At 68.9% G+C, this 26,495-nt stretch carries 19 protein-coding genes and 1 riboswitch; of the genes, 15 read left to right on the top strand and 4 right to left on the bottom strand.

Translation table 11 applies throughout. From position 1 onward, the window contains the following. Positions 1 to 36: 36 nt before the first annotated feature. Positions 37 to 903, bottom strand: a complete 867-nt coding sequence (locus tag IEY84_RS21150; RefSeq protein WP_183548511.1) for an oxygenase MpaB family protein — start codon at positions 901 to 903, stop codon at positions 37 to 39. A 77-nt stretch (positions 904 to 980) separates the two neighbouring features. On the opposite strand from IEY84_RS21150, the gene IEY84_RS21145 reads away from it, so the two are divergent. Continuing rightward, positions 981 to 2,081 (top strand): hypothetical protein, encoded by a 1,101-nt coding sequence (locus IEY84_RS21145; RefSeq protein WP_183548509.1) that lies wholly within the window; start codon positions 981 to 983, stop codon positions 2,079 to 2,081. A gap of 8 nt (positions 2,082 to 2,089) precedes the next feature. Continuing rightward, complete coding sequence (locus tag IEY84_RS21140) at positions 2,090 to 3,547, top strand: protein kinase domain-containing protein (protein ID WP_183548507.1); 1,458 nt, start codon at positions 2,090 to 2,092, stop codon at positions 3,545 to 3,547. Positions 3,548 to 3,568: 21 nt separating this feature from the next. On the opposite strand, the gene IEY84_RS21135 is transcribed toward IEY84_RS21140, so the two are convergent. Next, the gene (locus tag IEY84_RS21135; protein WP_221209081.1) at positions 3,569 to 3,955 is read right to left on the bottom strand and encodes a cupin domain-containing protein; all 387 of its coding nucleotides are present in this window, start codon (positions 3,953 to 3,955) and stop codon (positions 3,569 to 3,571) included. 56 nt (positions 3,956 to 4,011) lie between these two features. On the opposite strand from IEY84_RS21135, the gene IEY84_RS21130 reads away from it, so the two are divergent. Further along, on the top strand, positions 4,012 to 4,977 hold the full coding sequence (locus IEY84_RS21130) for a GlxA family transcriptional regulator (RefSeq protein ID WP_183548503.1): 966 nt from the start codon (positions 4,012 to 4,014) through the stop codon (positions 4,975 to 4,977). 91 nt (positions 4,978 to 5,068) lie between these two features. On the opposite strand, the gene IEY84_RS21125 is transcribed toward IEY84_RS21130, so the two are convergent. Next, entirely contained in the window at positions 5,069 to 6,343 is a 1,275-nt protein-coding gene (locus tag IEY84_RS21125) for an HNH endonuclease signature motif containing protein (RefSeq protein ID WP_183548501.1), read from the bottom strand. Positions 6,344 to 6,972: 629 nt separating this feature from the next. Here IEY84_RS21125 and IEY84_RS21120 point away from each other — a divergent pair. The 8 genes from IEY84_RS21120 to leuS all read left to right on the top strand — a co-directional run bounded on the left by IEY84_RS21120 (position 6,973) and on the right by leuS (position 20,543). Continuing rightward, the gene (locus tag IEY84_RS21120) at positions 6,973 to 8,169 is read left to right on the top strand and encodes an MFS transporter (RefSeq protein WP_183548499.1); all 1,197 of its coding nucleotides are present in this window, start codon (positions 6,973 to 6,975) and stop codon (positions 8,167 to 8,169) included. A gap of 31 nt (positions 8,170 to 8,200) precedes the next feature. Continuing rightward, the gene (locus IEY84_RS21115; RefSeq protein WP_229788902.1) at positions 8,201 to 8,632 is read left to right on the top strand and encodes a Fur family transcriptional regulator; all 432 of its coding nucleotides are present in this window, start codon (positions 8,201 to 8,203) and stop codon (positions 8,630 to 8,632) included. A gap of 25 nt (positions 8,633 to 8,657) precedes the next feature. Further along, positions 8,658 to 10,808 (top strand): catalase/peroxidase HPI, encoded by a 2,151-nt coding sequence (katG, locus tag IEY84_RS21110; RefSeq protein WP_183548497.1) that lies wholly within the window; start codon positions 8,658 to 8,660, stop codon positions 10,806 to 10,808. A 217-nt stretch (positions 10,809 to 11,025) separates the two neighbouring features. Further along, positions 11,026 to 12,123 (top strand): serine/threonine-protein kinase, encoded by a 1,098-nt coding sequence (locus IEY84_RS21105; protein WP_183548495.1) that lies wholly within the window; start codon positions 11,026 to 11,028, stop codon positions 12,121 to 12,123. A 221-nt stretch (positions 12,124 to 12,344) separates the two neighbouring features. After that, positions 12,345 to 14,693, top strand: coding sequence for a transglycosylase domain-containing protein (locus IEY84_RS21100; RefSeq protein WP_229788901.1), 2,349 nt, complete (start codon positions 12,345 to 12,347; stop codon positions 14,691 to 14,693). 92 nt (positions 14,694 to 14,785) lie between these two features. Further along, a riboswitch (SAM riboswitch) is annotated at positions 14,786 to 14,899 on the top strand. 44 nt (positions 14,900 to 14,943) lie between these two features. Then, a complete protein-coding gene (locus tag IEY84_RS21095) occupies positions 14,944 to 16,263 on the top strand; it encodes an aminotransferase class V-fold PLP-dependent enzyme (RefSeq protein WP_183548493.1) in 1,320 nt (439 codons plus the stop codon). A 161-nt stretch (positions 16,264 to 16,424) separates the two neighbouring features. Continuing rightward, positions 16,425 to 17,480 (top strand): lipoate-protein ligase small subunit, encoded by a 1,056-nt coding sequence (gene lplB, locus IEY84_RS21090; protein WP_229788899.1) that lies wholly within the window; start codon positions 16,425 to 16,427, stop codon positions 17,478 to 17,480. A 579-nt stretch (positions 17,481 to 18,059) separates the two neighbouring features. After that, positions 18,060 to 20,543: a leucine--tRNA ligase gene (gene leuS / locus IEY84_RS21085; RefSeq protein WP_183548491.1), complete on the top strand. Its 2,484-nt coding sequence runs from the start codon at positions 18,060 to 18,062 to the stop codon at positions 20,541 to 20,543. A gap of 85 nt (positions 20,544 to 20,628) precedes the next feature. Here the strand turns inward: leuS and IEY84_RS21080 are convergent, their stop codons facing one another. Continuing rightward, a complete protein-coding gene (locus IEY84_RS21080; protein WP_183548482.1) occupies positions 20,629 to 21,126 on the bottom strand; it encodes a hypothetical protein in 498 nt (165 codons plus the stop codon). A gap of 163 nt (positions 21,127 to 21,289) precedes the next feature. Between IEY84_RS21080 and IEY84_RS21075 the strand changes: the two genes are divergently transcribed. The 4 genes from IEY84_RS21075 (at position 21,290) to holA (ending at position 26,490) form a co-directional block, all read left to right on the top strand. After that, positions 21,290 to 22,150 (top strand): DegV family protein, encoded by an 861-nt coding sequence (locus tag IEY84_RS21075; protein ID WP_183548480.1) that lies wholly within the window; start codon positions 21,290 to 21,292, stop codon positions 22,148 to 22,150. A 139-nt stretch (positions 22,151 to 22,289) separates the two neighbouring features. Beyond that, positions 22,290 to 23,180 carry a helix-hairpin-helix domain-containing protein gene (locus IEY84_RS21070; RefSeq protein ID WP_183548478.1) on the top strand — a complete coding sequence of 297 codons (891 nt, stop codon included), beginning with the start codon at positions 22,290 to 22,292 and terminating at the stop codon, positions 23,178 to 23,180. Further along, a complete protein-coding gene (locus IEY84_RS21065) occupies positions 23,177 to 25,477 on the top strand; it encodes a ComEC/Rec2 family competence protein (RefSeq protein WP_229788898.1) in 2,301 nt (766 codons plus the stop codon). Before IEY84_RS21070 ends, IEY84_RS21065 begins: the two co-directional genes overlap by 4 nt. Positions 25,478 to 25,506: 29 nt before the next feature. Continuing rightward, entirely contained in the window at positions 25,507 to 26,490 is a 984-nt protein-coding gene (gene holA / locus IEY84_RS21060) for a DNA polymerase III subunit delta (protein ID WP_183548476.1), read from the top strand. Positions 26,491 to 26,495 lie beyond the last annotated feature (5 nt).

Genomic DNA, 26,495 nt, shown 5'->3' with positions numbered 1-26,495 from the left:
TGGTGAAGGGCTCGTGAAGTGCGGGGGAGGGGTGGGCTACGGCTTGGTGCCCACGTGCACCGGGCAGCCCGGCGCGAAGGTGCCGAGCTCCTCGGTGCTGAACCCGTGCGGGTAGCTCTTGATGCGAGGCATGTCGCGGACGTACGCCGGCTTCTTCCGCGCCGGCAGGAGCGCGACGACACGTGCCCGGGCCTTCAATGCTGCCCGGGACAGGGCCCGGGCGAGGCGTCCCGGCTCGGCGTAGCCGAACGCCTCGAGCAGGTGCGGCTCCATCAGCGACAGCGAGAAGGTTCGGACGAGCGGCGCCAGCGGTCGCGGGTAGAACGTGGTCAGCAGCTCGAGGGTCGAGTCGGCGACGGCGCGGCCGCCCTCGTCGTACCCGAAGTGCTCGGTCTCATAGGAGTCGAGGAGCTGCTCGAACTCCTCGTAGGTCGCCGGGATGTCCTTGATCCCCATCCGCTTCCCGAGCGCCTGGTAGTAGCGCAGCGCCGCGAGCTGCTCGTCGGGGGTCGACTGCCGCCAGCCGAACTCCTGGTTCCAGCGCCGTGGGATCACCACGAAGGTCGAGAGGACGTAGCGCATGTCGTCGTTGGAGATGTCGTACATCCGGTGCATCTGGTTGATCCGCCGCACCGCGGCCCGACCGCGAGGGCTGTCCAGGTCCTCGATCGCCGCGTCCTCCATCAGCAGCGCGGTGTCGTCGTAGCGCTTCTGGGTGTTCTCGGTGAACTGGTGCGTGTCGGCCAGCAGCCGGCCGATCGAGGGCACCGCGTAGGTCCGGAACAGCGCGAAGCTCAGCGACTGAGTCGTGTCCCAAGGGAACTCGTAGAGCCCCAGGCTCCTGGAGATCTCTTGAAATTCGGTCTCCGGATCCAACCCTGCCGTGCGCGACTCCTTGGCCATGGTGCCTCCTCGCTCGATACATAATCGTATCGTGACTTGGCTCACCTGTCGTGGCTCTCCCCGTAATGTCTTCGAGCATGGAGAAGTCGGGAACGCAGACGCCCTTGTCCCTCGCGGCCGCCAAGGCAGTCCGAACGTACGCCGCCACCACCCGCTCCGCTCTCGGATCCGCCGAAGCGCCGGTGATCTCGTACGCAGGTCTGTGGCTGCTCCTCGCCTCGCTGGCGCCGGCGGCGGAGACCGAGACCGATGAGATCCTGGGGTTGAACCGGGCCGACGCGCGGGCCGCCGCGCTGGCGCTGCTGGAGTCACCGCACCCGACGATCGGCGCCGCTGTCGCCGGCTGGCTGCGCCCCGGGGTGGAGCTGACGAAGGCTCTGCCGATCATGCTCGACCCGCTCCCGGAGCAGGCCGGGCTCGACGCGTGGGCCGACGAGCACACCCGAGGGCTGATCACGGAGTTCCCTCTCGAGATCGACCCCTGGACCCTGCTCGTCTTCGCATCGGCGCTGGTGGTGACGCCGCGCTGGAGCGAGCCGCTCGACGACGACGGGGACGGGTTGCTGCTGCTGGAGGGCGGGTTCCAGGCGGTGGTGGAGACCGAGGCCGCCGGTCCTGTGGCAGTCGCCTGTCCGCCCAGCGAGGACGGCATCTCGGTCTACTCCGTGATCGCCGCGAACGGCGTCGCCGCCGACGACGTGTGGCGGGCTGCCGAAGAGGTCGTCCGACGGGTCGACGCCGGCGAGGTGCAGAACCGCACCTTCGACCCTGGCGATGCCGGCACCGGCCACGCCTGGACGGTTCGAGAGGTCACCGCCTTCGGCAGCGCTCCGGCCGACCGCTGGCGCAGCCACCTTCCGGAGTGGAGCGCGGAGGATCGTCACGACCTGGCCGCCGCGCCGGGGGTCGCCGAGATCGCCGGCGGAGTGATGGCTGCGATCGAGACGGACACGGAGGCTGTCTGCGTACAGAAGGCGGTCGCCTCCTACGATCGTGAGGGCTTCAAGGCGGCGGCGGTGACCGGGATGATGGTCCGGGCGGCCACCGGTGCCCCGCGCGAGACGACGGTGCGGCAGATCGATCTGCGGTTCGACCGGCCCCACGCCGTGGTGGCGGTGGCCCGTGGGGGAGCCTGGGAGGGCATCCCGCTCTTCGACTCCTGGGTGACCCCGGCATAATTTCCGTCATGGACGAGCTTCCCCCGATCGCCGGCCGCTACCGGCTCCTCACTCTGCTCGGAGCCGGCGGCATGGGCGAGGTCTGGCGGGCGCGCGACACCGTCCTCGACCGCGACGTCGCGGTGAAGCTGCTGCGCGATGTCGACGACCCCACGATGGCCGAGCGGTTCCGTCGTGAGTCGCTCTCGACGGCCCGGGTCGTCCACGACGACGTGGTCAAGATCTTCGACGCGGGCAGCGACGACAACGACGTCTTCCTGGTCATGGAGCTGCTGCCCGGACCGACCCTGGCCGAGCCGATCGCGCAGCGGGGCGCGTTGCCGATCGACACGGCCGTCGAGTACGCCCGCCAGGTCGCCGGCGCCCTCGGTGCCGCGCACCGGGCTGGGGTGGTGCATCGTGACATCAAACCGGCGAACCTGATGTTCGACGGCGACGGCCGGCTGACCGTGCTCGACTTCGGCATCGCGTACGCCATGACAGGGGTCGACGCCGGGCTCACCCAGACCGGCCACGTGATCGGGAGCCCGTCCTACCTCTCGCCCGAGCAGGCCTCCGGCGACCCCGTCGGCCCGCCTGCCGACGTCTACTCGCTGGGCTGCGTGCTCTTCGAGATGCTCACCGGGAAGGTGCCCTACTCGGCGCCGCACCCGGTCCGGATCCTGCACATGCACCTGAGCGAGCCGGTGCCGCGGATCACCGATTTCCGGGCCGTACCCCCGCCGCTGGCGCGCCTGGTCACCCGGATGCTCGACAAGAATCCGGCTGCTCGGCCCTCGATGGACCAGGTTGCGCACGAGCTCGGCTACGTACTCAACGGCGCCGACCCCGACGCCACCGACCGTCTGTCGGCCGGCCAGTCCCCGCGTACGACCCAGGCGATGGCCCCGCGGCCGCTCGACGAGCCGATGGCGCTGGCCAACTCCCGCACCGGCGTCCTGTCCGGTCCCAGCACCCCGCCTCCCGTACGCGGCCCGCGCCCGCGGTCGCTGCGGAGCTTCCCCACCGGCCGACTCCTCGGTGCGATCGCGATCGTGATCGCGTGTGTCTTCGCCGCGTCGTGGCTGGCCGCCTACGAGCCCGCGCCTGCCGAGGCTGACCAGCCGGCCGAGAGCTCCGACAGCTCCAACAGCGTCGACAACAGCTCCGACTCCGACTCCGGCTCCGAGGGCGCGGACAAGTCCGCCGACCGGAACGCCGACAAGTCCGACAAGTCCGACAACAAGACTCTCAACCGCCTCGACAAACTCGACCGCTGGCGCGAGAACCTGGAGAGCTGGAACATCATCGACGCAGGTCAGTCGCAGGAGTGGGAGGACCAGATCCAAGGCATTCGCGACCTCGTCGAGAAGGGCGAGAGCGCCAAGCGCGAGATGGAGCAGCTCCGCGATGAGTTCGACAGTCTGGGCAAGGGCGACAGCAAGGACGGCGAGAAGATCCTCGACGGCCTGCTCAAGCAGCACTAGGTGTATTGACCGGCCCTCTGCTCAGACCTCGACCCCGGTCGTCGAGTCGATGTGGGCCGGGATCGCGCCGTCGTAGTCACCGGTGCTGAGCGTCCCGGTCGGTTCGAGCAGCATCACGGCCGCGCCGCCTGACGATTCAGGGCAGTGCTCGATCCCGCGCGGGACGACGAAGACGTCGTGCCGCGCGAGATGCACGGTGGTCTCCTCCCCGGACTCTCGAAGGTGGATGTCGAGACTGCCGTCGAGCACAATGAAGAGCTCGTCGGTGTCGGGGTGGGAGTGCCAGACGAAGCGGCCCTCGATCTTGGCCAGGCGTACGTCGTATTCGTTGACTCGGGTGAGGATCCGTGGACTCCAGCGCTCCTCGAAGGACGCCAGGACGGAGTCGATGTTCGTGCTCGGGTTCATCATGACTCCGATCTTCGAACTTGCGGTGGCCGCTCGAACAGTGCAAGGAATGGCATATGTCGCAAGATTCCTCGCACCTGCACTCTGTCGTCGCCCTTGTCGACGAAGGCTCGAACCCGTTCGAGCTGGCGTGCCTGACCGAAGTTCTCGGCATCGACAGACCAGAAGTCGGCGGCCCGCTCTACAACTTGCAGATGTGCGCACGCGAGTCGAAGGTGTCGATGCGACAGCGCTTCTTCGCGATGACCGATATCGCGGGCCTGTCGATGCTGGATCAGGCCGACACGGTGATCGTCCCCAACCGCCCCAACACGGCCGTGCCCCATCACCGCGAGGTGCTCGACGCGATCGCCCACGCCCACGACCGCGGAGCACGAATGATCGGCATGTGCAGCGGCGCGTTCACCCTCGCCGAAGCAGGCATCCTGGACGGGCGCCGCGTCACAGTGCACTGGCAGTGGGCCGAGGAGTTCCGAGCCCGATACCCACGCGTCCGCGTCGACGACGCAGTCCTCTTCGTCGACGACGGCGACATCCTCACCTCCGCCGGCAGCGCAGCCGCCCTCGACCTCGCACTCCACGTCGTACGCCGCGACCACGGCGCCGAGGTAGGTTCGATCGTCGCGCGCCGACTCGTGTTCCCAGGTCACCGCCCCGGCGGGCAACGACAGTTCATCGAACGCCCTCTCCCCAAGGAGACCGAGAGCCCCCTCGCCGCGGCACTCGTCTGGGCCGAGCACCAAGCGACGAACCCCATCACGGTCGCAGACATAGCCGCGCGAGCCGCGATGAGCCCGGCAACCCTCCACCGACGATTCCGCAACGAGCTCGGCTGCACCCCGAACCAATGGCTCACCGCCGTCCGCGTCGAGCACGCCCGCCGACTTCTCGAGCAGACCGACCTAGCCGTCGACCAGGTCGCGCACCAGAGCGGCCTCGGGACCGCTGCCAACCTCCGCGAGCGCCTGGCCATCCAAACAGGCTTGACCCCGACTGCCTACCGACGTGCCTTCGCGGTTTGAGCAGACACGGGGGAGCGGCTCCGGTGTTGACCGAAGCTGATTAGCGGGCGGTGATGTCCCCGTCTATGGCGACGGGCTGATCGCGGTCGGTCTAGGGACGACGGGTGAACCGGACGGTGCCGTCGGGTAGCCGCTCGTGCGTATATCCGGGAGCGTGCGCCAGGCGGTGATGATGGGGACACAACAGGACCCCGTCTTTCAGGTTTGTCTTGCCGCCGGCCGCCCATGGGTCTAGATGGTGCGCATCGCACCACTCGGGTGGCATGTCACACCCTTCGGCCTGGCAGCACTTCTGTTGGAGCCGGAGTGCTTTGCGCTGGATCGGCTGGAAGATCCTGCTCTCCCGGCCAGCATCCAGCACCACGCTGTCCCCGCCCAACACCCACGGGATGATTGTGGCGTTGCACGCCATCCGACGGGCCTCTGCTGCGGTGATGGTGGTGCCGTTGGTCTCGTCGAACCCCAAGATCGCGGTCCCGAGCTCCTTGCGGAGCTCCTCGAGACTGATCACCACGTTGACCACGGTCGCGTCGCCACCGTGTCTGGGCAGGCCAGCGGGGTCGTTGGTCTCGATCAGGCGGGCGAAGCCCTGGCCCATGAGTCGCTCCCACGAGGGCAGGGGCGCCCCTTTCTCGACGAGCTGCTGCTTGCGGGGTTGGGCCCAGGCCTCGACCTGCCGCTTGAACCTCATCCCGATCGACACCGGGAGCACACCGTCGAACCCGATGGTCCCGTCGTGGTTGTCCCACACCCGCAGGGCGGTCTTCTGCTGGGCACGCTCCTCTTCAGCGAGGAGTGCTTTGGCTTCGGCCTCTTCGAACCGGGCCGGGTCGACCTCAGCGAGGATGCGTCTGCCGACGATGCGGAGTTCGTTGGCGGTCATCTGGGTGGCGCAATCGACCAGCAGCTTCTCGGCCAGGACGAGGTCTTCGCGGGTGGCGACAGGGTCAGTGTCGATCTTGTCGAGTGCGCGGGTGATCACTCGGGCTTTCGCTTCGGCAACCTCACCGCTCGCGAGACCGGCGGCGACCAACTCATACTTCTCCACCGCAGCGGCCAACTTGATCTGGGACCTCGCGATGCTTTTGTCGACCAGCAGCTCGGCGCGCATCCACGCGGAAGCATCCTTGTCGCCGGTCTCGGCGGCAATGTCCCCCGAGGCAGCCAGCACCCGCAGCGTCAACGCAGCCTGTTGGGCCTGCAGTTTCTCCACCCTGACCAGGTAGTCCTTCTTCTGGCTGGTGCGCCAGTAGGTGGGGTCCATGGCGAGCATCTCGGCCAGGGAGGTTTCGATGGCGGCAAGAGCAGCGTTGAGTGCGTCGCCGGGGTTGGTTCCCCAGTGGTCGATATTGCCGTCGAGACTCATCGCTGCCCCTCCTTTCCGAGTGTGTTCGGAGGCGTGTCGTGATGGGTCTGATTCTACTCTTTGTCCACGGCTGTGAACACCTATTTGGGCAGGTCAAACCCCTTTTTCGCGGTGAGCGAACGGCCCTTAAACCTGTGGATGGTAAGTGGCCCGAAGGGCCACCCTCCACCCCACCAAACACCACCGTCCCGAAGCAAGAATCCGCTGCGCCACACCCCGGCCGCCGCCCCGATAGCCAGCCAAATATTTTCTCGACATGGTTCGGTGTCAAGGATCGCCGAAGGCGACCGGCGAAGCCGGCGGCCGAAGGCCGTCCTTTACTCCGGGCCATGTCGAGAAGACCCTCAAAGCCGGGTCGGCGGCCCTGGCCAGCCTTCGCGAAAACGCTCCAGGCAGGGAACCGTGTTGGTCTCGACACGCCTCCGCCTAGCGGCTCCGGCGGCTCGACCAGCGGTGGCAGGGGGCTCGACCAGCGGTGGCAGGGGGCTCGACCAGCGGTGGCAGGGGGCTCGACCAGCGGTGGCAGGGGGCTCGACGACAAGCCCCCGGCCACAGAACCCCACCGAAACAGATGCGCACCCCACACCCCAAGGTGCAGACTTCGCGCAACCCGAACGAAGGATGCGCCGATGACCCGACTCCAGCTCGCCAGAACGGCGGTCTTCGTCGCCTTCGCGATCCAGGGACTGACTTTCGCGTCGCTGATCACCAGGCTGGAGTCGATCGCGACCAAGCTCGACCTCAGCGCCGGCGACGTGTTCGTCGTGCTCGGGGTGACCACCGCGGTCGGCGCGGTCGGCAGCCTCACCGCTGGTCACCTCGCCAACCGGGTCGGCAGCGCGGCGACACTCTCGTTGATGCTAGGCGGGGCCTCGCTGGCCGCGGTCGCACCCGCGTTCGCGCCGACGATGGTGACCCTGCTGGTCCTCAACGGCGTCTACGGGTTCTTCCTCGGCGGCGTCGACGCGTCCATGAACATGCAGGGCACGGCCACCCAGGACGCGTACGGCCGCCCGCTGATGAACGGCTTCCACGCGATGTGGAGCGCGGCGGCCGTCCTAGGCGCCGTCTACGCAACCGTGACGATCGCCCTCGGCGTACCTCTGGGTCTGGACATGGTCCCCATCGCCGTCATCGGCCTGGTCGCCAACGTGGCCACGTTCCGACTCCTGCTGCCGCCGGAAGCGGTCGACGCGGTCGAGAAGCGAGACAGCAGTACGCAGCGACCGAGGCCCGCGCTGCCGATGCTGCCGCTCCTGCTGGTCGCGGTGCCGACGTTCGCGATGTGGTTCGTCGACTCAGCGGCCTCTGCCTGGGGCGGGATCTACGTCGTCGACGGTCTGGGTGCCGCCGCGGCGGTCGCGCCCGCGATCTATGCCGCCTACCAGCTGGTCCTCCTGGCCGTACGTCTCCCCGGAGACCGCCTCGTCGCCCGCTTCGGCGCAGAGCGGGTGATCCGGACCGGCGGCGTCATCGGTGTCGGCGCCCTGGTGCTGATCGTCGTCGCGCCGCACTGGAGCGTGGCCGCCGTCGGCTTCGCCGTCCTCGGCGGCAGCCTGGCGATGGTCCCGCCGCAGTCCTTCGTCGCCGCCGCCCACATCTCCCCGGACAATGCCGAGGACGCGATCGCACGCGTCAATCTCGCCAACTACGCTGGCTATCTCGCCGCCGCCTCGTTGATCGCCGCGGTCGCAGAGGTCTTCGGCGAACGCTCGATGTTCGTCATCCCGCTCGCAGTCGCCGTTCTGATCCCGCTGATGGCCGGCCGCTTCGCGGCCGGTGAAGACCGCGCGACCCGTACCGAAAAGTCCACTCCCGTTTCTTGACTCATTCAAGATTTCGCGTAGGCTCTGGGTCGTGGGGAACGCGGACTACGAACAGCTGCTGAGAGGTGCCTCCCTGCGCGTCACTCGCCCGCGAGTGGCCGTTCTGGGGGCCGTCACCGAGAACGCGCACGCCGACACCGAAACCATTCTCGGAGCGGTGCGCGAACGGCTTCCGGACGTATCCCACCAAGCTGTCTACGACTCCCTCGCGGCCCTCTCGGCCGCCGGGATCGTACGCCGCATCCAGCCCTCCGGCTCGGTGGCTCGTTATGAGGCCCGGGTCGGGGACAACCACCATCACGTGGTCTGCCGTTCCTGCGGGAACATCGCCGACGTCGACTGCGCCGTCGGCCATGCGCCCTGCCTGACGGCATCGGACGACAACGGCTTCGTCGTCGACGAGGCCGAGGTCATCTACTGGGGCACCTGTCCGCAGTGCCAGGCCGCCCAGCGCAGCAAGTGATCCGAACAAGAAGGATTGGAACCTGATGTCTGAAGAGTCCGTGAGCAAGTGCCCGGTCATGAACGCCGGCCGCGTTCACCCGACCGTCGGCAGCGCCAACCAGGAATGGTGGCCCAACAAGCTCAACCTGAAGATCTTGGCCAAGCATCACCCCGCGGCCAACCCGGTCGACCCTGACTTCGACTACAAGACGGCCTTCGAGGCCCTCGACCTGGACGCCGTCAAGGCTGACATCGCCGCGGTCCTGACCGACTCCAAGGACTGGTGGCCGGCCGACTTCGGCAACTACGGCCCGTTCATGATCCGGCTGGCGTGGCACGCCGCGGGCACCTACCGCAGCCACGACGGCCGCGGTGGCGCCGGCAGCGGTCAGCAGCGCTTCGCGCCGCTCAACTCCTGGCCCGACAACGTCTCCCTCGACAAGGGCCGTCGCCTGCTGTGGCCGGTCAAGGCCAAGTACGGTCAGGCGCTCTCCTGGGCCGACCTGTTCGTGCTGGTCGGCAACGTCGCGCTGGAGACCATGGGTCTGAAGACCTTCGGCTACTCCGGTGGCCGCGAGGACGTGTGGGAGGCCGACGACGACGTCTACTGGGGCCCGGAGAAGGTCTGGCTCGACGACGAGCGCTACACCGGTGACCGCGACCTGCAGGCGCCGCTGGCCGCCGTCCAGATGGGTCTGATCTACGTCAACCCGGAGGGCCCCAACGGTGAGCCCGACCCGATGAAGTCCGCGGTGGACATCAAGGAGACCTTCCGCCGGATGGGGATGGACTCCGAGGAGACCGTCGCCCTCATCGCCGGTGGCCACACCTTCGGCAAGACCCACGGTGCCCACCCCGACGACCTGATCGGCCCCGACCCGGAGGCCGCGCCGCTGGAGAACCAGGGCCTCGGCTGGAAGAACGGCCACGGCACCGGTGTCGGCGCCGACGCGGTCACCTCGGGCCTGGAGGTCACCTGGACCTACCACCCGACCCGTTGGGACAACGAGTTCTTCCACATTCTCTACGCCTACGACTGGGAGCTCACCGAGTCCCCGGCCGGCGCCAAGCAGTGGAAGCCGAAGAACAACGGCGGCGCCGACCTGGTGCCCGAGGCCCACGGTGACGGCAAGCGCGAGCCGCGCATGCTCACCTCCGACCTCGCCCTGCGCGTGGACCCGGAGTTCGACGCGATCTCGCGCCGTTTCAAGGACGACCAGGAGGCCTTCTCCGAGGCCTTCGCCCGCGCGTGGTTCAAGCTGACCCACCGCGACATGGGCCCGAAGAGCCGCTACGCCGGCCCCGAGGTCCCGGCCGAGGACCTCGACTGGCAGGACCCGCTGCCCAACGGTTCGGCTGCGACCGACGACGCTTCGATCGCGGCTGCCAAGAAGGCGATCGCCGAATCCGGTCTGACCGCTCAGCAGCTCGTCTCCACCGCCTGGAAGGCTGCGGCGACCTTCCGCAGCTCCGACAAGCGTGGTGGCGCCAACGGTGGTCGTATCCGCCTCGAGCCGCAGGTCTCCTGGAAGGTCAACCAGCCCGACGAGCTCAAGCCGGTCATCGCGGCCTATGAGCAGATCGCGGCCGAGACCGGGGTCTCCTTCGCCGACGTACTCGTCCTCGCCGGTGGCGTGGGTGTCGAGCAGGCCGCGAAGGCTGCCGGCTACGACCTGACCATGCCGTTCACGGCCGGTCGCGTCGACGCCACCCAGGAGCAGACCTCCGAGGAGAACTTCGCCTGGCTCGAGCCGGTGGCCGACGGCTTCCGCAACTACGACTCCGGCTTCCTCAACCTGCCGAGCGAGTTCCTGTTCATCGACCGCGCCAACCTCCTGGGCCTCTCCGCCCCCGAGGCGACCGTCCTCACCGGTGGCCTGCGCGTGATCGGCAACAACTGGGACGGCTCCGACCTCGGTGTCTTCACCAAGACCCCGGGCGCGCTGACGAACGACTTCTTCGTCAACCTGCTCGACTACGACCAGCAGTGGACCCCGTCCGCCGACGAGACGACCTACACCAGCACCAACGGCTGGACCGGTTCGCGAGTCGACCTGGTCTTCGGTGCCAACTCCGAGCTCCGTGCCATCGCCGAGCTCTACGCCGGCTCCGACGCCAAGGAGAAGTTCGTCAACGACTTCGTCAAGGCGTGGGTCAAGGTCATGGAGAACGACCGCTTCGACCTGAAGCGCTGATCCCCAGGATCTGAGGCAGTACGTCGCCGGGGCCGATCTCGTAGGAGATCGGCCCCGGCCCTCTGTCCGACCCGGCACGGCCCTCGACTTCTTGATCCGGATGCTCTGGGACCTTTGTCACGGTTTCGCTGGACTCGCTCAATTGAAGTTGCCGCGTCAACGGCGCCCTACACATACTTGTTCGCCCTGGCGAGGCACTCGGGTGAGGGAGACCGCCGTGGCAGAGGGCGCCATAAGACAGCAGGTGATCGCCGACCGCTACCTACTCATCGAGCCGCTCGGCAGCGGTGGGATGGGCGAGGTCTGGCGCGGTCGAGACGAGCTCCTGCAGCGATCGGTTGCGATCAAACTGCTCGACAGAGGCGACGATGAGACCGTCGCCAGGTTCATGCTCGAAGCGCGCGCCCAGGCGTGCATCGACCACGACCACGTCGCCAAGGTCTACGACGCCGGCGTCGGTGGGTGCCCCGACCGTGACGTGCTCTATCTGGTGATGGAGCTGCTCGTCGGGCCGAGTCTCTACCAGCGGCTCGCCCGGCATCGGCGTCTCGATGTCCGTACGTCCGTGCAGATCGGTGACCAGGTCGCCGCCGGGCTGGCTGCCGCACACCGGGCCGGGATCGTGCACCGCGACATCAAGCCGGCCAACCTCATGTTCGACTCCCAGGGACGGCTCAAGGTCCTCGATTTCGGGGTCGCCTGGCGTCTCGGCGTGACCGACAGGCGCCTCACCGCCGCCGGCCAGGCGGTGGGCACTGCTGCGTACATGTCTCCCGAGCAGGCCGCCGGCGGTGTGGTCGATCGGGCCAGCGACGTCTACAGCCTCGGATGCGTACTCTTCGAGATGCTCACCGGACGCTGGGTGTTCCTGGGTGAGAGCCGGCTGGAGCTGGTCGTGCAGAGGCTCAACGCCAACGCTCCTCGTGTCAGTGAGCTCGTCGACGTCCCCGGACCGCTCGATGGGCTGATCGCGACGATGCTGGTGCGAGACCCCGAGCAGCGCCCGACCATGGCCCACGTTCGTCAGGCGCTGCACGACATTCACGCCGGCCGGGGGCCGGCGACCGTCGTCTGGCGTTCGCCCCAGGACGTACGCCCGGTCGTACCCAAGGCTCCGGCCCGAGCCCGGCTACCCGCTCCGCTGCGGGCGCACGGCTTCGAGCGAAGCGTGCATCCGCGCCTCGTGATCGCGGCAACGGCCATGGTGGTGGTGTTCCTGGTGCTGCTGGCCGCGCTCGAGCCGGGAGAGCCGAGCGACGCCGAGCCGCCCGACGACGACCCGAGGGGCGGCACGATGGCCCCTCTTGGTGGGTAGCCCTGTTCCCGGCATACCGGCCCCGGTAGGATCAACGGCCGCCGTCTCGGGCCTCTCGCGATACGCGGGAGGGAATCTGACGTCGATCTCGAGTGGGAGCCATGGAACAGCGGAGCGCAGAGCGTCCGAACGGTCCCACCGGGCCACCACCGTCGTGGCGGCCGCCACCACCTCCTGCCCCTCGGATCCCGGCCGGCCCGCCATCGTCCGGTTCGTCGCCGGTGACAACCGCCAGCAGGCCGGGAGCGCGCCGTGCGGAGCCCAAGCCGTCCGCGGCTCGGGCCTGGTTCGCCAAGGTCGAGCCCGCCAAGGTCTGGGCGGCCGAGAAGCTGGCCGAGGCCCGCGACGCTGCGGCCAAGCGATCCGAATCGGGGAGCTCGGGATCGAAGGGCCCAAAGTCGGCGACCTGGCGGCGCTGGGCAAAGCTCTCGGCGAAGGTGGCGCTGGTCGGTTTCCTGGCGCTCGCGCTGATCGGGTCGGTGACGGCGATCGTGGCGTACAACCGGATCCAGGTGCCGGACCCCAACGCCGAGTTCGAGGTCGAGACCTCGTTCGTCTACTACAGCAACGGCAAGACCGAGCTCGGCCGCTACCAGGACGGCGACCAGAACCGGATCAAGCTCGAGGCAGACGAGATCCCGGAGATGGTCAAGCACGCCGTGGTCGCAGCCGAGGACCGTACGTTCTACGAGAACAGCGGCGTCGACGTCAAGGGCATCCTGCGAGCCGCCTTCTCGAACACCACCGAGGGCACCTCGGGCGGCGCGTCCACGATCACCCAGCAGTACGTCAAGAACTACTACCTGAGCGCCGAGCGGTCCTACTCGCGCAAGCTGAAGGAAGCGGTCATCGCTCTGAAGCTGACCAGGCAGAAGAGCAAGGACCAGATCCTCACCGACTACCTCAACACGATCTACTTCAACCGCGGTGCCTACGGCATCGAGGCTGCGGCGAAGGCCTATTTCGCAAAGCCCACGAAGGACCTGTCGTTGTCGGACACGGCGGCGTTGGCGGCGATCCTCAACAACCCGGCCGGCTTCGACCCTGCCAGCTCCAAGTTCCGCGGCGAGGAGAAGCTGCTCGGCCGCTACCAGTACGTCCTCTCCGGCATGGTCGCCCTCGGCTATCTGAAACAGGTTGAGGCCGACAAGGTGAAGGACGCGCTGCCGAAGTTCCCCGCGAAGACGGTGCCGAGCCGGCTGGGCGGCCAGCGCGGCCACGCGCTGACCATGATCAAGGCCGAGCTGCTCGGCCTGAAGGGCGCCGACGGCAAGCCGCTGTTCACCGAGGAGAAGATCGACAGCGGCGGCCTGAGGATCACCGCGACGCTCTCGCCGAAGGTGATGAAGGCGTCGGCGAGCGCCGCCAAGACCGTGAAGCCGAAGAACCGGAAGGCGTACGTCCCGGGCGACCCCGAGCAGAAGAACGCCCTGCACGTGGCGACGGCGTCGGTCGACGTCGAGTCCGGTGCGCTGCTCGGCTTCTACGGCGGCCAGGACTATCTCGACAGCCAGCACAACTGGGCCGCGACCGGCGGTCACGCGGGGTCGACGATGAAGGTCTTCGCCACCGCCGCCGCGATCGAGAAGGGCTACTCGCTGAAGTCGACCTGGGCGGGTGACTCGCCGTTCACGACCTACGCGGGCTCCGAGGTGGTCAACGAGGGCGAGCAGGCCGGGGTCGCCGACGGCATGGACTACGGCCAGCACATCACCATGCTCAAGGCGATGGAGCAGTCGGTGAACACGGCCTACATCGACATGACCGAGTCGATGGGAGGCCCCCAGGCGGGCCGCAAGGCGATCTACGACACCGCGGTCGCTGCCGGTCTCGCACCGGCGAAGCCGAACCCGAAGTTCCCGGGCATCCCCAGCACCACCACCGACTTCGACCACAAGACCGACGACCGGATCGCGCTCGGCCGGGCCAACGTCAGCCCGATCAACCTGGCCAACGCCTACGCCACGATCGCCAACGGCGGCTATCGCCACGACGTGCACGTGGTGAAGAAGGTGCGCGACCGGGCCGGCAACGTCCTCTACAGCTGGAACGGCACGAAGAACGGCCGGCACGCGATGTCCGAGGACATCGCTGCCGACGTGACGTATGCGATGCAGGGTGTGGTGCAGAGCGGCTCGGGCCAGAAGGCCCAGAGCATCGGTCATCCCGTGGCCGGCAAGACCGGCACCGCCACCTGTGGTGGGTCGCAGCATGTGTGCACGTCGTGGTTCGCCGGGTTCACTCCGCAGGTCGCCACCGCCGTCCGCTACTCGCGCGGCAACGGCGAGGGGAAGCTCGACGGCGGCTGGATGCCGTCCTATTTCGGCGCCGACTATCCGACCGAGACCTGGGCGGCGATCATGGCGAAGGCCATGGAGGGCAAGGAGGCCGAGAGCTTCCCCGAGCCGGTCTATGTCGACGGGCAGGATCCCGAGTCCGGTCACGAGGAGCAGCTGATCGCTCCTCCGCCGCCGCCGGAGGAGGACAAGGAGTGCGACCCCATCGCTGAGTTCTTCGGCGCCTGTGGCGATGACAAGGGCCGCGACGACCGCAGGAAGCACGACGACTGACCCGACTGCATCTGTCTGTCATATGAGATACGCGTCCATTTAATGAGATCGGATTTGGCAGGAGGGGACTGTCTCCGGCACGCTTTGGGCACGGTCACGACTGCCAGCGCGAAGCCCCGGCTTGCTGGCGGGCAACCCTCCTACGCGGTGGGGTGCTCCGGGTGACGACCAGGCCCTCGCCGAGGTGGCGTGGGCAAGCGCGTACTTCGCCGGGCAGCCCTGGGGAAGTCATGACCCGAAGGGTGCCCCCATGTCCCTGCTTCCGCTCGTCGGTTCGACCACCCAGGTCCCGTTGCTGGACGGCAGCACCACGACGTACGCGAACCTCGACGTCGCGGCGTCGGCGCCGGCGCTGCAGAGCGTCGCCGACCGGGTGGCCGAGGTCCTGCCCTGGTACGCCTCGGTGCATCGTGGTGCCGGTTACCTGTCCCAGGTCTCGACCGCCCTCTACGAGGAGTCGCGCGCGACCATCGGCGCCTATGTCGGCGCCCGCGAGGACGACGTCAGCGTCATCACCCGCAACACCACCGACGCGGTGAACCTGCTGGCCGGCTGCGTACCCGGCCGGGCGCTCGTCCTCGACATCGAGCACCACGCCAACCTGCTGCCGTGGCACCGCGTCGAGGCCGGCGTGACCGTGGTCACCGGCCGCGAGACCCTTGCCGGCACCATCGATGCCCTCGCGAGGGAGCTGGTCCGAGGCGACTTCGCGCTGGTGGCCGTCACCGGAGCCTCGAACGTCACCGGCGAGGCGCTTCCGGTCGGCGAGATCGTCACCCTCGCCCACGCCCACGGCGCCCGCGTCTTCGTCGACGGTGCCCAGCTGCTCGCCCACCGGCGCTTCTCGCTGGCCGCGACGGGTGCCGACTACGTCGCGTTCTCCGGCCACAAGCTCTATGCCCCGTACGGCGCGGGTGCCCTGGTCGGGCGCCGTGACTGGCTCGACGTCGGCACGCCCTACCTCGCCGGGGGAGGGGCGGTCGATGATGTCGAGGTGGGGGAGACCTCGTGGCAGCCCGCCCCCGCCCGCCACGAGGGTGGCTCGCCGAACGTCATCGGCGCCGCCGCACTGGCCGCTGCCTGTACGACCCTCGGCGGCCTCGATCCCGCCGAGCTGGACCGCCACGAGGCGTCGCTGCGGGGGCGTCTGGTGGCCGGTCTGTCCGCGCTCTCCGGTATCGACGTCCTACGGCTCTGGCCCGATTCCGAGGAGCCGGTCGGGGTGGTGACGTTCACGGTCGACGGCATCGAGCCCGGTCGGGTGGCGGCCTATCTCTCCGCCGAGCACGGCCTGGGCGTACGCGACGGCCGGTTCTGTGCCCAGCCGCTCCTCAAGCGCCTCGGGCTCACCGGCGGCGCGGTCCGCGCGAGCATCGGCATCGGCACCTCGGTCGCCGACGTGGACCGGCTGGTGGCCGGCGTACGTTCTCTTCTCGAGGGTGACGTCCGGGGCGACTACGTCCTCGTCGACGGCGCCTGGACGCTCGCCGAGGACCCGCGCCCGCTCGTCGGACCGGTCGGTCTGACCCGCTTGGCCGACACCGCCGGGTCCTGCGGCGCCGCCGTCTGACCGCCCCCTGCCGAGGCGTCAGGTAGGTCGGCCGAAGCGTCACTCCGGTCGGTCGAGTGGGCATCGCGGTGACGCCTCGGCCGACCGGAGTGACGCCTCGGCCGGCGCGGGTGACGCCTCGGCCAGGGGATGAATCGACGTGCTCGAGGTGTTATGCGAGTGTGAGCGAACGAGTGCATGGCGAGCGGAAGGTACGCGGCGGCAAGCTGGTCGTCGTCGACGCCACCGTCTCCGCGGACAAGATCATCGACATCGTCCTCTCGGGCGACTTCTTCCTGGAACCCGACGAGGCGCTCGGGTGGTTGACCGCTGCGCTGGAGGGGCAGCCGGCCGACGTGTCCCTCGACCATCTGACCGCGGTCCTCGACACCGCCGCCCGTGGTGCCGAGCTGGTCGGCTTCGGGACCCGCGACATCGCCCTGACCGTGCTGCGGGCGCTTGGCCGGGCGACGACCTGGGACGACCTCGAGCTCGAGATCATGGAGACCGGGCCGCTCGGGCCGCCGATGCAGATGGCCCTCGACGAGGTCATCGTCCGCCAGGTCGCCGAGGGCCGCCGTGCCCCCAGCCTGAGGTTCTGGGACTGGGCCAGCAGTGCGGTCGTCATCGGCAGCTACCAGTCGCTCTCCAACGAGGTCGACGAGGCAGCCGCCGAGCGGCACGGCATCGAGGTCGTACGCCGCGTCTCGGGCGGCGGCGCCATGTTCATCGAGCCGGGCAACACGATCACCTACAGCCTCGCCGTCCCCGACACGCTCGTGGCCGGCATGTCCTTCCAGGACTCCTACGCGTTCCTCGACGAGTGGGTGCTCCGTGGTCTGCGCAGCGTCGGGATCGAGGCCGCCTACGCCGGTCTCAACGACATCGCCTCGCCGGTCGGCAAGATCGCCGGCGCCGCGCAGAAGCGGATCCCCGGCGGCGTCCTGCACCACGTCACGATGGCCTACGACATCGACGCGGACAAGATGCTCGAGGTGCTCCGGATCGGCCGGGAGAAGATGTCCGACAAGGGCACCAAGAGCGCAGCCAAGCGGGTCGACCCGATCCGTTCGCAGACCGGGCTGAGCCGTGAGAAGGTCATCGACGCGCTGCTGGCCGAGTTCGAGCAGAGCTTCGGGGCGGCGTACGTCGGGCTCGATCAGGCCACGATCGACGAGGCCGCGGCGCTGGTCGAGAGCAAGCACGGGACCCCGGCCTGGCGGGCGAGAGTGCCCTAGGCGTGGTGCTGTTCCACGTACGACCGGATCTCGACCCGCTTCGCGGCTTCGCAGGCTCAGCCGCTGCGCTAGCTCGATCTCCAATACTTTGAGGCCCGAACGACTTCGTCGTCGGGCCTCAAAGTATTGGACTCCGCTGCTCGGAGCGTTCCTTGGATGAGATGGGGGGGTCCTCATTCACGACCGACATCACGAGCAGCGGAGCGCCGCCAGTTTGGCACGCTCGGAGACGGGGTCGCAATAGGTGAAGGTCCCTCTGAGCCTATTTTCTGTCGGTCGATCTGCAGGGCGGAACTCATGGGGTATCGAAACCTCTTTCTAGAGGACTTCGACCCTGTCACCGTCGCCCGCGGCAGCGGTATGGCAGCGGTATGGCAGCACTGCGAATGACGACGGCGGCGGTGGTCGGCTACCCTGGGACCATGCAGATGTCGGTCCTGCTTCTTAGGCAGCCGCGCTGACCCTGAGGGACACACCCCGGTCACGCGGCCACCCCTCCATGTGAGGGGCCCTTCTCATTTGTAGGGCTTATTCCAGAAGCAGTCTTGACGCACGACACTCGACAAGGACGAAAGACCAATGACGCAGGAGCAGGCTGAGCAGGCGACGTACGACGTCACCGAGCTGCAGGACAAGTGGCGGCCCATCTGGGAGAAGCTGGAGCCGTTCAAGGCGGGCCAGCGCGACGGGGCCGAGAAGCGCTACGCGCTCACGATGTTCCCCTACCCCTCCGGCGACCTGCACATGGGTCACGCCGAGGTGACCGCGCTGCACGACGTGATCGCCCGCTACTGGTGGCTGAAGGGCTACGACGTCCTCAACCCGATCGGCTGGGACTCCTTCGGCCTGCCCGCCGAGAACGCCGCGATCAAGCGCAACGAGAACCCGGCCGGCTGGACCTACGCCAACATCGAGACCCAGGCGGAGTCGTTCAAGCGCTACGGCATCTCCTTCGACTGGTCGCGCCGCCTGCACACCTCCGACCCGGAGTACTACAAGTGGACGCAGTGGATCTTCCTGAAGCTGTACGAGGCCGGTCTGGCCTACCGCAAGAAGTCGCCGGTCAACTGGTGCCCCAACGACCAGACCGTGCTGGCCAACGAGCAGGTCGTCAACGGCGAGTGCGAGCGCTGCGGAGCGGTGGTCACCAAGCGTGACCTGACGCAGTGGTACTTCCGCACGACTGCTTATGCGGAGGAGTTGTACAACGGCCTGGACCAGCTGCAGGACACCTGGATCGGCAAGGTCGTCAACATGCAGCGCAACTGGATCGGCCGGTCCGAGGGCGCGCACGTCGACTTCGAGATCTCGCTGACCGACGGCACCAAGAAGTCGGTCACCGTCTTCACGACCCGTCCCGACACGCTGTACGGCGCCACCTTCATGGTCGTGGCCGCCGACGCGGACCTGGCTGCCGAGATCGTGGCACCGGACCGGGCGGCTGCGCTGGAAGGCTACCTGGAGGACGTACGCAAGGCCTCCGACATCGACCGGCTGGCGACCGACCGTCCCAAGACCGGCGTCGACCTGGGCGTCACCGCGACCAACCCGGTCAACGGCGAGCAGATCCCGGTGTGGGCGGCCGACTACGTGCTGGCCGACTACGGCACCGGCGCGGTGATGGCCGTCCCGGCCCACGACCAGCGCGACCTGGACTTCGCCAAGGCGTTCTCGCTGCCGGTGCGCCGCGTCGTGGACGTGCCGGGTGCGGACAACCCCGAGGAGACGTACGTCGCGACCGCGGGTGACGGTGCGTACGTGAACTCTCCGATGCTGGAGGGCGTCGCCGACAAGGCGAGCGGCATCCACAAGATCATCGAGAAGCTGGAGGCCGAGGGCCACGGCAAGGGCACGATCAACTACCGGCTGCGCGACTGGCTGCTGTCGCGGCAGCGCTACTGGGGCGCGCCGATCCCGATCGTGCACTGCCCGGTCGACGGCGAGGTGCCGGTGCCGGACGACCAGCTGCCGGTGAAGCTGCCCGATCTGGCCGGAGCCGACCTGAAGCCGAAGGGTGTCTCGCCGCTGGCGGCGGCCTCCGAGTGGGTCAACGTGTCGTGCCCGAAGTGTGGCGGTCCGGCCACGCGTGACTCGGACACGATGGACACCTTCGTGGACTCGTCGTGGTACTTCCTGCGCTACCTGACGCCCAACGACGAGACCCAGGCGTTCGACTCGAAGCTGGCCTCGGAGTGGGGCCCGGTCGACTTCTACCTGGGCGGCGACGAGCACGCTGTGCTGCACCTGATGTACGCCCGCTTCTTCACCAAGGCGCTGCGCGACATCGGCCTGATCGACTGGGACGAGCCGTTCTCGGCGTACCTGTCCCAGGGCAAGGTCATCAACGGCGGCAAGAAGATGTCGAAGTCGCTGGGCAACGGCGTGAATCTGTCGGACGTGCTGGAGGAGTTCGGCGTCGACGCGACCCGGCTGACGCTGGTCTTCGCCTCCCCGCCGGAGGACAACATCGACTGGGCCGACGTCTCGCCGGCGGGTTCGGTGAAGTTCCTGCAGCGGGCCTGGCGCCTGGCCGGAGACGTGACGTCCTCCCCGGGTGCCGACGTCGCCGGTGGAGACGTCGCGCTGCGGCGTACGACTCACAAGACCATCGCCGAGGCCGAGCAGCTGATCGAGTCCTACCGGTTCAACGTGGTCGTGGCTCGCGTGATGGAGCTGGTCAACGCGACCCGGAAGGCGATCGACTCCGGTGTCGGTCCCGCCGACCCCGCCGTACGTGAGGCCGCGGAGACGGTCGCGATCCTGCTCTCGCTGGTCGCGCCCTACACCGCCGAGGAGATGTGGGAGCGTCTGGGGCACGAGCCGACAGTTGCGCGGGTCGCGTGGCCGACGCCTCTGCCCGAGCTGCTCGTGGAGGACGTAGTGACGGCGGTCGTGCAGATCAAGGGCAAGGTGCGTGCGCGCCTGGAGGTATCGCCCTCGATCTCCGAGACCGACCTGGAGGCCGCCGCGCTGGCCGACCCGACGATCGCCGCCGCGATCGAGGGGCAGACCGTACGCAAGGTCATCGTCCGGGCGCCCAAGCTGGTCAACATCGTCGTCTGACGACTGCCTGCTCCTGACCCTAGGAGTGCCAGTCACGGTATATCCGTGAGTGGCACTCCTAGGGTCCTTTTAGGTGCCGCTGGGGTCAGCAGCCGCCGCAGTTGTAGTAGAGGATGTCCCAGTGGTTGCCCTCGTCGGTGTAGAGGTTCCCCGAGCCGGACCTGTACTGGTAGCCCCAGCCGGAGACGTAGCCCAGGTAGGTGAAGTTGTTCTTGATGTAGTTCCCGATGCAGGTGCCCTTCGAGATGTCGAGCTTGTAGCCGTTCCAGTGGCTGTAGGTGCCGCCCGAGTGGCCGGTCTCGGTGCCACCGGTGATCGTGATGGCGCAACCGCTGGCGGACTTCAGCGTCTTGATGCCGCTGATCGTGGTCTGCCGGATCTGCGAGAAGGACGTGCAGGTGGGGTTGTTGCGGTCGCTGCACCCACCGCTCGAGGTCCAGCTGATCCCCGCCGCGCTGAGCTGCGAGGTGGCCTGGGAGTGGGTGAGGAACGTCGCGGCTGAGGCTGGTGGCGCGACGTACAGGGTGAGGGCGGCCGCGAGAGCGGCGAGGAGGGTGAGGATCCGACGGACGGTACGGGGCATGATGCCTCCAGAGTGCGAGGGACACGGGGCTGATCGACAGTAGTGGCTCTGCCGGACCGCCGTGCCCGGTTTCGCCGGATCAGAGGGTCCGCGACGACGGGTCCTCACTTCATGGCTCAGCACAGTCTCCTGTCACGTAGGAGTGGCCCGATAGGCTGCGGTCATGGCCCGGGTAGCGATCGTGACCGACTCGACCGCGATGCTTCCATCCGATCTCGGGGATGCCGCGGAGCTGATCACATCGGTGCCGTTGCAGGTGATCGTGGATGGCACGTCGTACGACGACGGGGTGGAGGAGACCTCACCGGAAGCGCTGCTGGCGGCTCTGGCCGCCCACAAGACCGTGACCACGTCACGGCCTTCGCCGGCGCTCCTGGCAGAGGTCTACGCCAAGCTCGCGGCGGAGGGTTTCGAGGAGATCGTCTCGATCCACCTCTCCGCCGAGCTGAGCGCGACGTGCGAGTCCTCGATGCTCGCGGCGCGGGAGGCGCCGGTGCCGGTCGTAACCGTGGACACGCGCCTGGTCGGGCCTGGCGTCGGGTTCGCGGTGATGGCCGCTGCGGCGGTCGTGGGTCGCGGAGGGAGCGCTGCGGAAGCGCGCGAGGCTGCTCTGGAACGGGCCGCTGCCACCCGGTCCTACTTCTACGTCGACAGCCTCGAGTATCTGCGCCGAGGCGGGCGGATCGGTGCTGCCGCTGCACTGCTCGGCACAGCGTTGGCGGTCAAGCCGTTGCTCACGATCGAGGACGGGCGGGTCGTGCCGAGCGAGCGGGTGCGTACGTCCGAGCGGGCTATCGCACGCCTGCAGGCCCTCGGGGTCGAGGCAGGCGAGGAAGCAGACGGCATCGAGGTCGTCGTCGCTCATCTGGGCAGTCCCGATCGTGCCGCGACGATGGCGGATGGGCTCTCCGAGCAGCTCGAGGGCGAGATCGACGGCGACGTACGTGTCGGGGTGCTGGGTGCGGTGCTTGGTGCGCATGTCGGGCCGGGGTGTGTGGCGGTCGTCGTTGGGCCTCGACTCTGACCTGACCTGGGTGGTCGAGCCTGTCGAGACCATCGCTTCCGGGCCGGTTGCCGTCCACAGGGTCGGTTGAGGATCGGGTTCTCCACAGGCGCTGAAATCGCGCTCGGAACTGTCGGCGCGGGCGCATAGTTTCGGCGCCATGCGGACCCGACCGACCTCTGATCACGCCGATGCCGTCGCCAGGCGTCTGGAGATGCTGCGCGCCGAGCTCGATCCGCCGGGGGAGGAGGACGAGGGCGAGGAGGACTGGCAGCCGCCCTGGTGGGATGGGCCCGGTGCGACCGACACCGCCGAGCTGGATCCGCTGGTGCCGGTCCCGGGGCGCCACGCGTCTCGGCGTCAGGTCGTGATCTCACCCGACGCGGTGCTGCCGGAGCCGCTGCGCGGGCGGGTGAGCCTCGGCCCGTGGCACCTGGTCGTCGTCTCGCTGGTGCTGGTGGCCGGTTTGGCGGTGGCCTGCTGGTGGATGATCCGCGCCGACCCGGAGGTGGTGCCGGCCGCCCGGGCGGCGCCGTCGGCCTCCCCGCTGGTGCCGTTGCCGACCGGCTCGGCGGCGCCCGGAAGCTCGGTGGCACTGCCGTCTGCGGGGGCGTCGGCCGGGACCGTGACGGTCGATGTGGAAGGCAAGGTGCCCAAGCCCGGCATCGTCGTGCTCCCGGCGGGATCGCGGGTGGTGGATGCCGTCGAGGCGGCAGGAGGGGCGCCCCACAAGCACCTCGCCGGCCTCAACCTCGCCGCGCTGCTCAGCGACGGGCAGCAGATCGTGGTCGGCGCGCCCGACGGCGGGTCGGGCGCTGCGGGCCCCGGGGCCAGTGGTCCGCCTGTTGGGGCGTCCGGCCCGGGAGTGAGCCTCAACGCGGCCTCTCTCGAAGAGCTGGAGACCCTGCCCGGTGTCGGGCCGGTCACCGCGCAGGCGATCATCGACTGGCGCACCTCGAACGGCGCGTTCACCTCCGTCGACGAGCTGCTCGAGGTCGACGGGATCGGACCGAAGACCTACGACTCGTTGAAACCGCTGGTCACGTTGTGAACGACCTGCGAAGCGACCTGCGCCTTCCGCTTCTCGGGGCGGGCGCCTGGGCGGGGGCGTTGGCCGGGCCCGTGGTCGTCGCGGGCGGACGCTCAGGCGTGGCCCTGCTGGTCCTGCTCGTTGTCGTCGTCGGCGTCGGTGGAGGCTGGGCGATCCGGAAGCGAGCCTCGACGGCGCTGGCGTTGGTGCTGATGATCGCCGCGGCGGGGGTCGCCGCGGGTCTGCACGCGGCTCGGGTCAGCGACAACCCGGTGGCGGACCTGGCCGCCCGAAAGGCCCAGGTGCGGGTGATCGCCACCGTCACCACCGACCCCAAGGAGGTGACCGGGGAGTATGCGACCCATCAGCTCCGGCGCGCCAGCGTGCGGGAGGTCAGAGGCCGCGGAGTGGTCTACCGACTGCGCACGCCGGTGGTCGTGCTCGGTGACGAAGCGTGGGCAGAGGTCCCGCTGGGGGCGACCGTGTCTACGACGGGCCGGCTGGCGAAGAGCGACTCGCACGAGGAGTCCGCACTGCTGATCGCCGCAGAGCCGCGAGTCGTGGCCGGTCCGGGGATCTGGTGGCGTGCCTCGGAGAAGCTGCGCGGCTCCATCCGGGACGCCGTGGCACACCGGCCTCCCGACCAGGCCGCCCTGGTGCCGGCGCTGGTCGACGGTGACGACACCGGCCTCTCCGACGACCTCGCGGACGACTTCCGCACCACCGGTCTCACCCACCTGCTGGCGGTCTCGGGCACCAACCTGACGCTCGTGGTGGGGTTCCTGCTCATCGTTGCGAGATGGGCAGGGGTGCGGGGGAGAGGCCTGTACGCGGTCGGCGTCTTCGGCATCCTCGGGTTCATCGTGCTCGCGCGCACCGAGCCGAGCGTCGTACGGGCTGCCGCGATGGGTGCGGTCGGGCTGCTGGCGATGACACACAACGGGCGACAACGAGCGCTGCGCGGGCTCGGAGCGGCGGTGATCGGGCTGTTGTTGATCGACCCGGGGCTGGCGACCTCGATCGGGTTCACGCTCTCGGTGCTGGCCACGGCCGGCATCCTGCTTTTCGGGCCACCGTGGCGTGATGCGCTGCGCCGCTGGATGCCGCAGTGGTGCGCGGAGGCGATCGCGGTCCCGGCGGCGGCGCAGCTGGCGTGCACCCCGGTCGTGGCTGCCATCTCGGGTCAGGTCAGCCTGGTCGCGGTGCTCGCCAACCTGCTCGTCGAGCCCGCCGTCGCCCCTGCGACCGTGCTCGGGCTCCTGGGTGGGCTGCTCGGCCTGGTGTGGGATCCGCTCGGCAAGGTGGCGGGCACGCTCGCGACCTGGTGCGTCGCCTGGGTCATCGCGGTGGCCCGCTTCGGTGCAGGCCTCCCGACCGCGGAGGTCGGCTGGGCGACCGGTCCGCTCGCCCTCGCGGTACTGGCGATCGTCTGCGCCGCGATCGCCTTCCTGGCTCCGCGGATCCTGCGGCATCCGGTCACCGGAACCGCCGGATGTCTCGTGCTGCTCGCGGTTGCGCTGGTGCGACTGCCGAGCCCCGGCTGGCCTCCGCCGGGGTGGGTGCTGGTGATGTGCGATGTCGGGCAAGGTGATGCCCTGGTGGTGCGCACCGGGCCGGGGAGCGCGGCGGTCGTGGACGCCGGCCCCGACCCGGACCTGGTCGACGACTGTCTCGACCGACTCGAGATCGAGGACGTTCCGCTCGCGGTGATCACCCACTTCCATGCCGATCACGTCAACGGCGTCGCCGGGGTCTTCCTCGGGCGCCGGGTCGGTGAGCTGTGGACCTCGCGGCTCCAGGACCCGCCCGAGGGTGTGCGGAACCTGGGAGAGGCTGCGGCCGGGGGCGGAGTGGTGCCGGTCCCGGCTCCCTACGGGGCCACGACCAGCATCGGGGAGGCACGGATCCAGGTGCTCTGGCCGACGGGCGACGCAGACACCCGCGGCCCCGGGGACGGCTCCACGGCCAACGACGCGAGCGTGGTCCTCCTCGTCGAGTCCCGTGGCCTGCGTCTGCTGCTGACCGGAGACATCGAACCGGAGGGCCAGGACCGGCTCGCCGACGACCTGGCCGGGCTCGACATCGATGTGCTCAAGGTGCCCCATCACGGCTCCCGCTACCAGGACCTGCCCTGGCTGCGTACGCTGCGGGCGCAGGTCGCGCTCACCTCGGTCGGTGCCGGAAACGACTACGGCCATCCTGCGACAGCCACGGTCCACGGGCTCGAGCAGAGCGGCACCGAGGTCTACCGCACCGACCGCGACGGCTCGGTCGCGGTCGTCGAGTCGGGAGGTGAGGCTGCAGTGGTGACGCAATGAGTGTCGGCGCTGTGTGGGAAGGTTTGAGCATGGCACGCACCGCCTCCGCCCCCAGCCCCGCCAGCGACCTGTCCGCCTCTGACGTACTCGGCCGGGTGACGCTCGTGACCGGCAAGGAGGAGTTCCTCGGGGAGCGTACGGTCGCGGCGGCGAAGGCTGCGGTGAAGGCCTTCGACCCCGAGGCCGAGGTCTCCGAGGCCGGCGCGGCCGACCTGACCCTGGCCACGCTCGGCGAGCTCAGTGCGCCATCGCTCTTCTCGAGCATCCGCTGCGTGGTGGTGCGCAACCTGGAGAACCTGCCGGACGAGTCAGTGGCGGGCCTGGTGGACTATGCCGGGATGCCATCGGAGGAGGTCGCGCTCGTCCTCGTCCACGGCGGCGGGCAGAAGGGCAGCGGCACGCTCGCCAAGCTCCGCAAGCTGCCCAAGGTGACTGAGCACAAGTCGGTCGAGCTGAAGGCGCGCGAGTTCGGCAGCTTCGTGAAGGCCGAGATGCGGCGGCACGGCGCGAGCATCGACGAGGAGGGGGCCGACTTCCTGATCCTGGCGGTCGGTCAAGATCTCCGCGCTCTGTCGGCCGCGACCAGCCAGCTCGCCAACGACAACGACGCGAAGCGCCTCGGCCTGGAGCACGTGAAGCAATACTTCGGGGGCCGGGCCGAGGTGAAGAACTACGTGATCGCTGACGCGATCATCGCCGGTGACCGGGTCAAGGCTCTCGAGGAGATCCGCTGGGCCCTCGACACCGGTTCCTCCCCGGTCTATGTCCTCTCCGCGGTCGCCGGCCAGCTGCGCACCGTCGCCAACCACGTCGCCGGCATCCGCGACAGCGGCACCCCGCCCTGGAAGCAGAAGTCCATCGCCGGCCTCGCCCGCGGCTGGTCCCGAGAAGGCATCGGCGAGGCCCTCCGCTCGGTGGCCCGAGCCGACGCCGACCTCAAGGGTGCCGCCAGCGACCCCGCGTACACACTCGAGCGCCTCGTCCTCACCATCGCAGCCCTCCGCCAGCGCTGACCACC

Source organism: Nocardioides albus (genome assembly GCF_014648255.1).
GTDB classification, from domain to species: domain Bacteria; phylum Actinomycetota; class Actinomycetes; order Propionibacteriales; family Nocardioidaceae; genus Nocardioides; species Nocardioides albus.
This window is presented reverse-complemented; position numbering and strand designations above follow the sequence as displayed.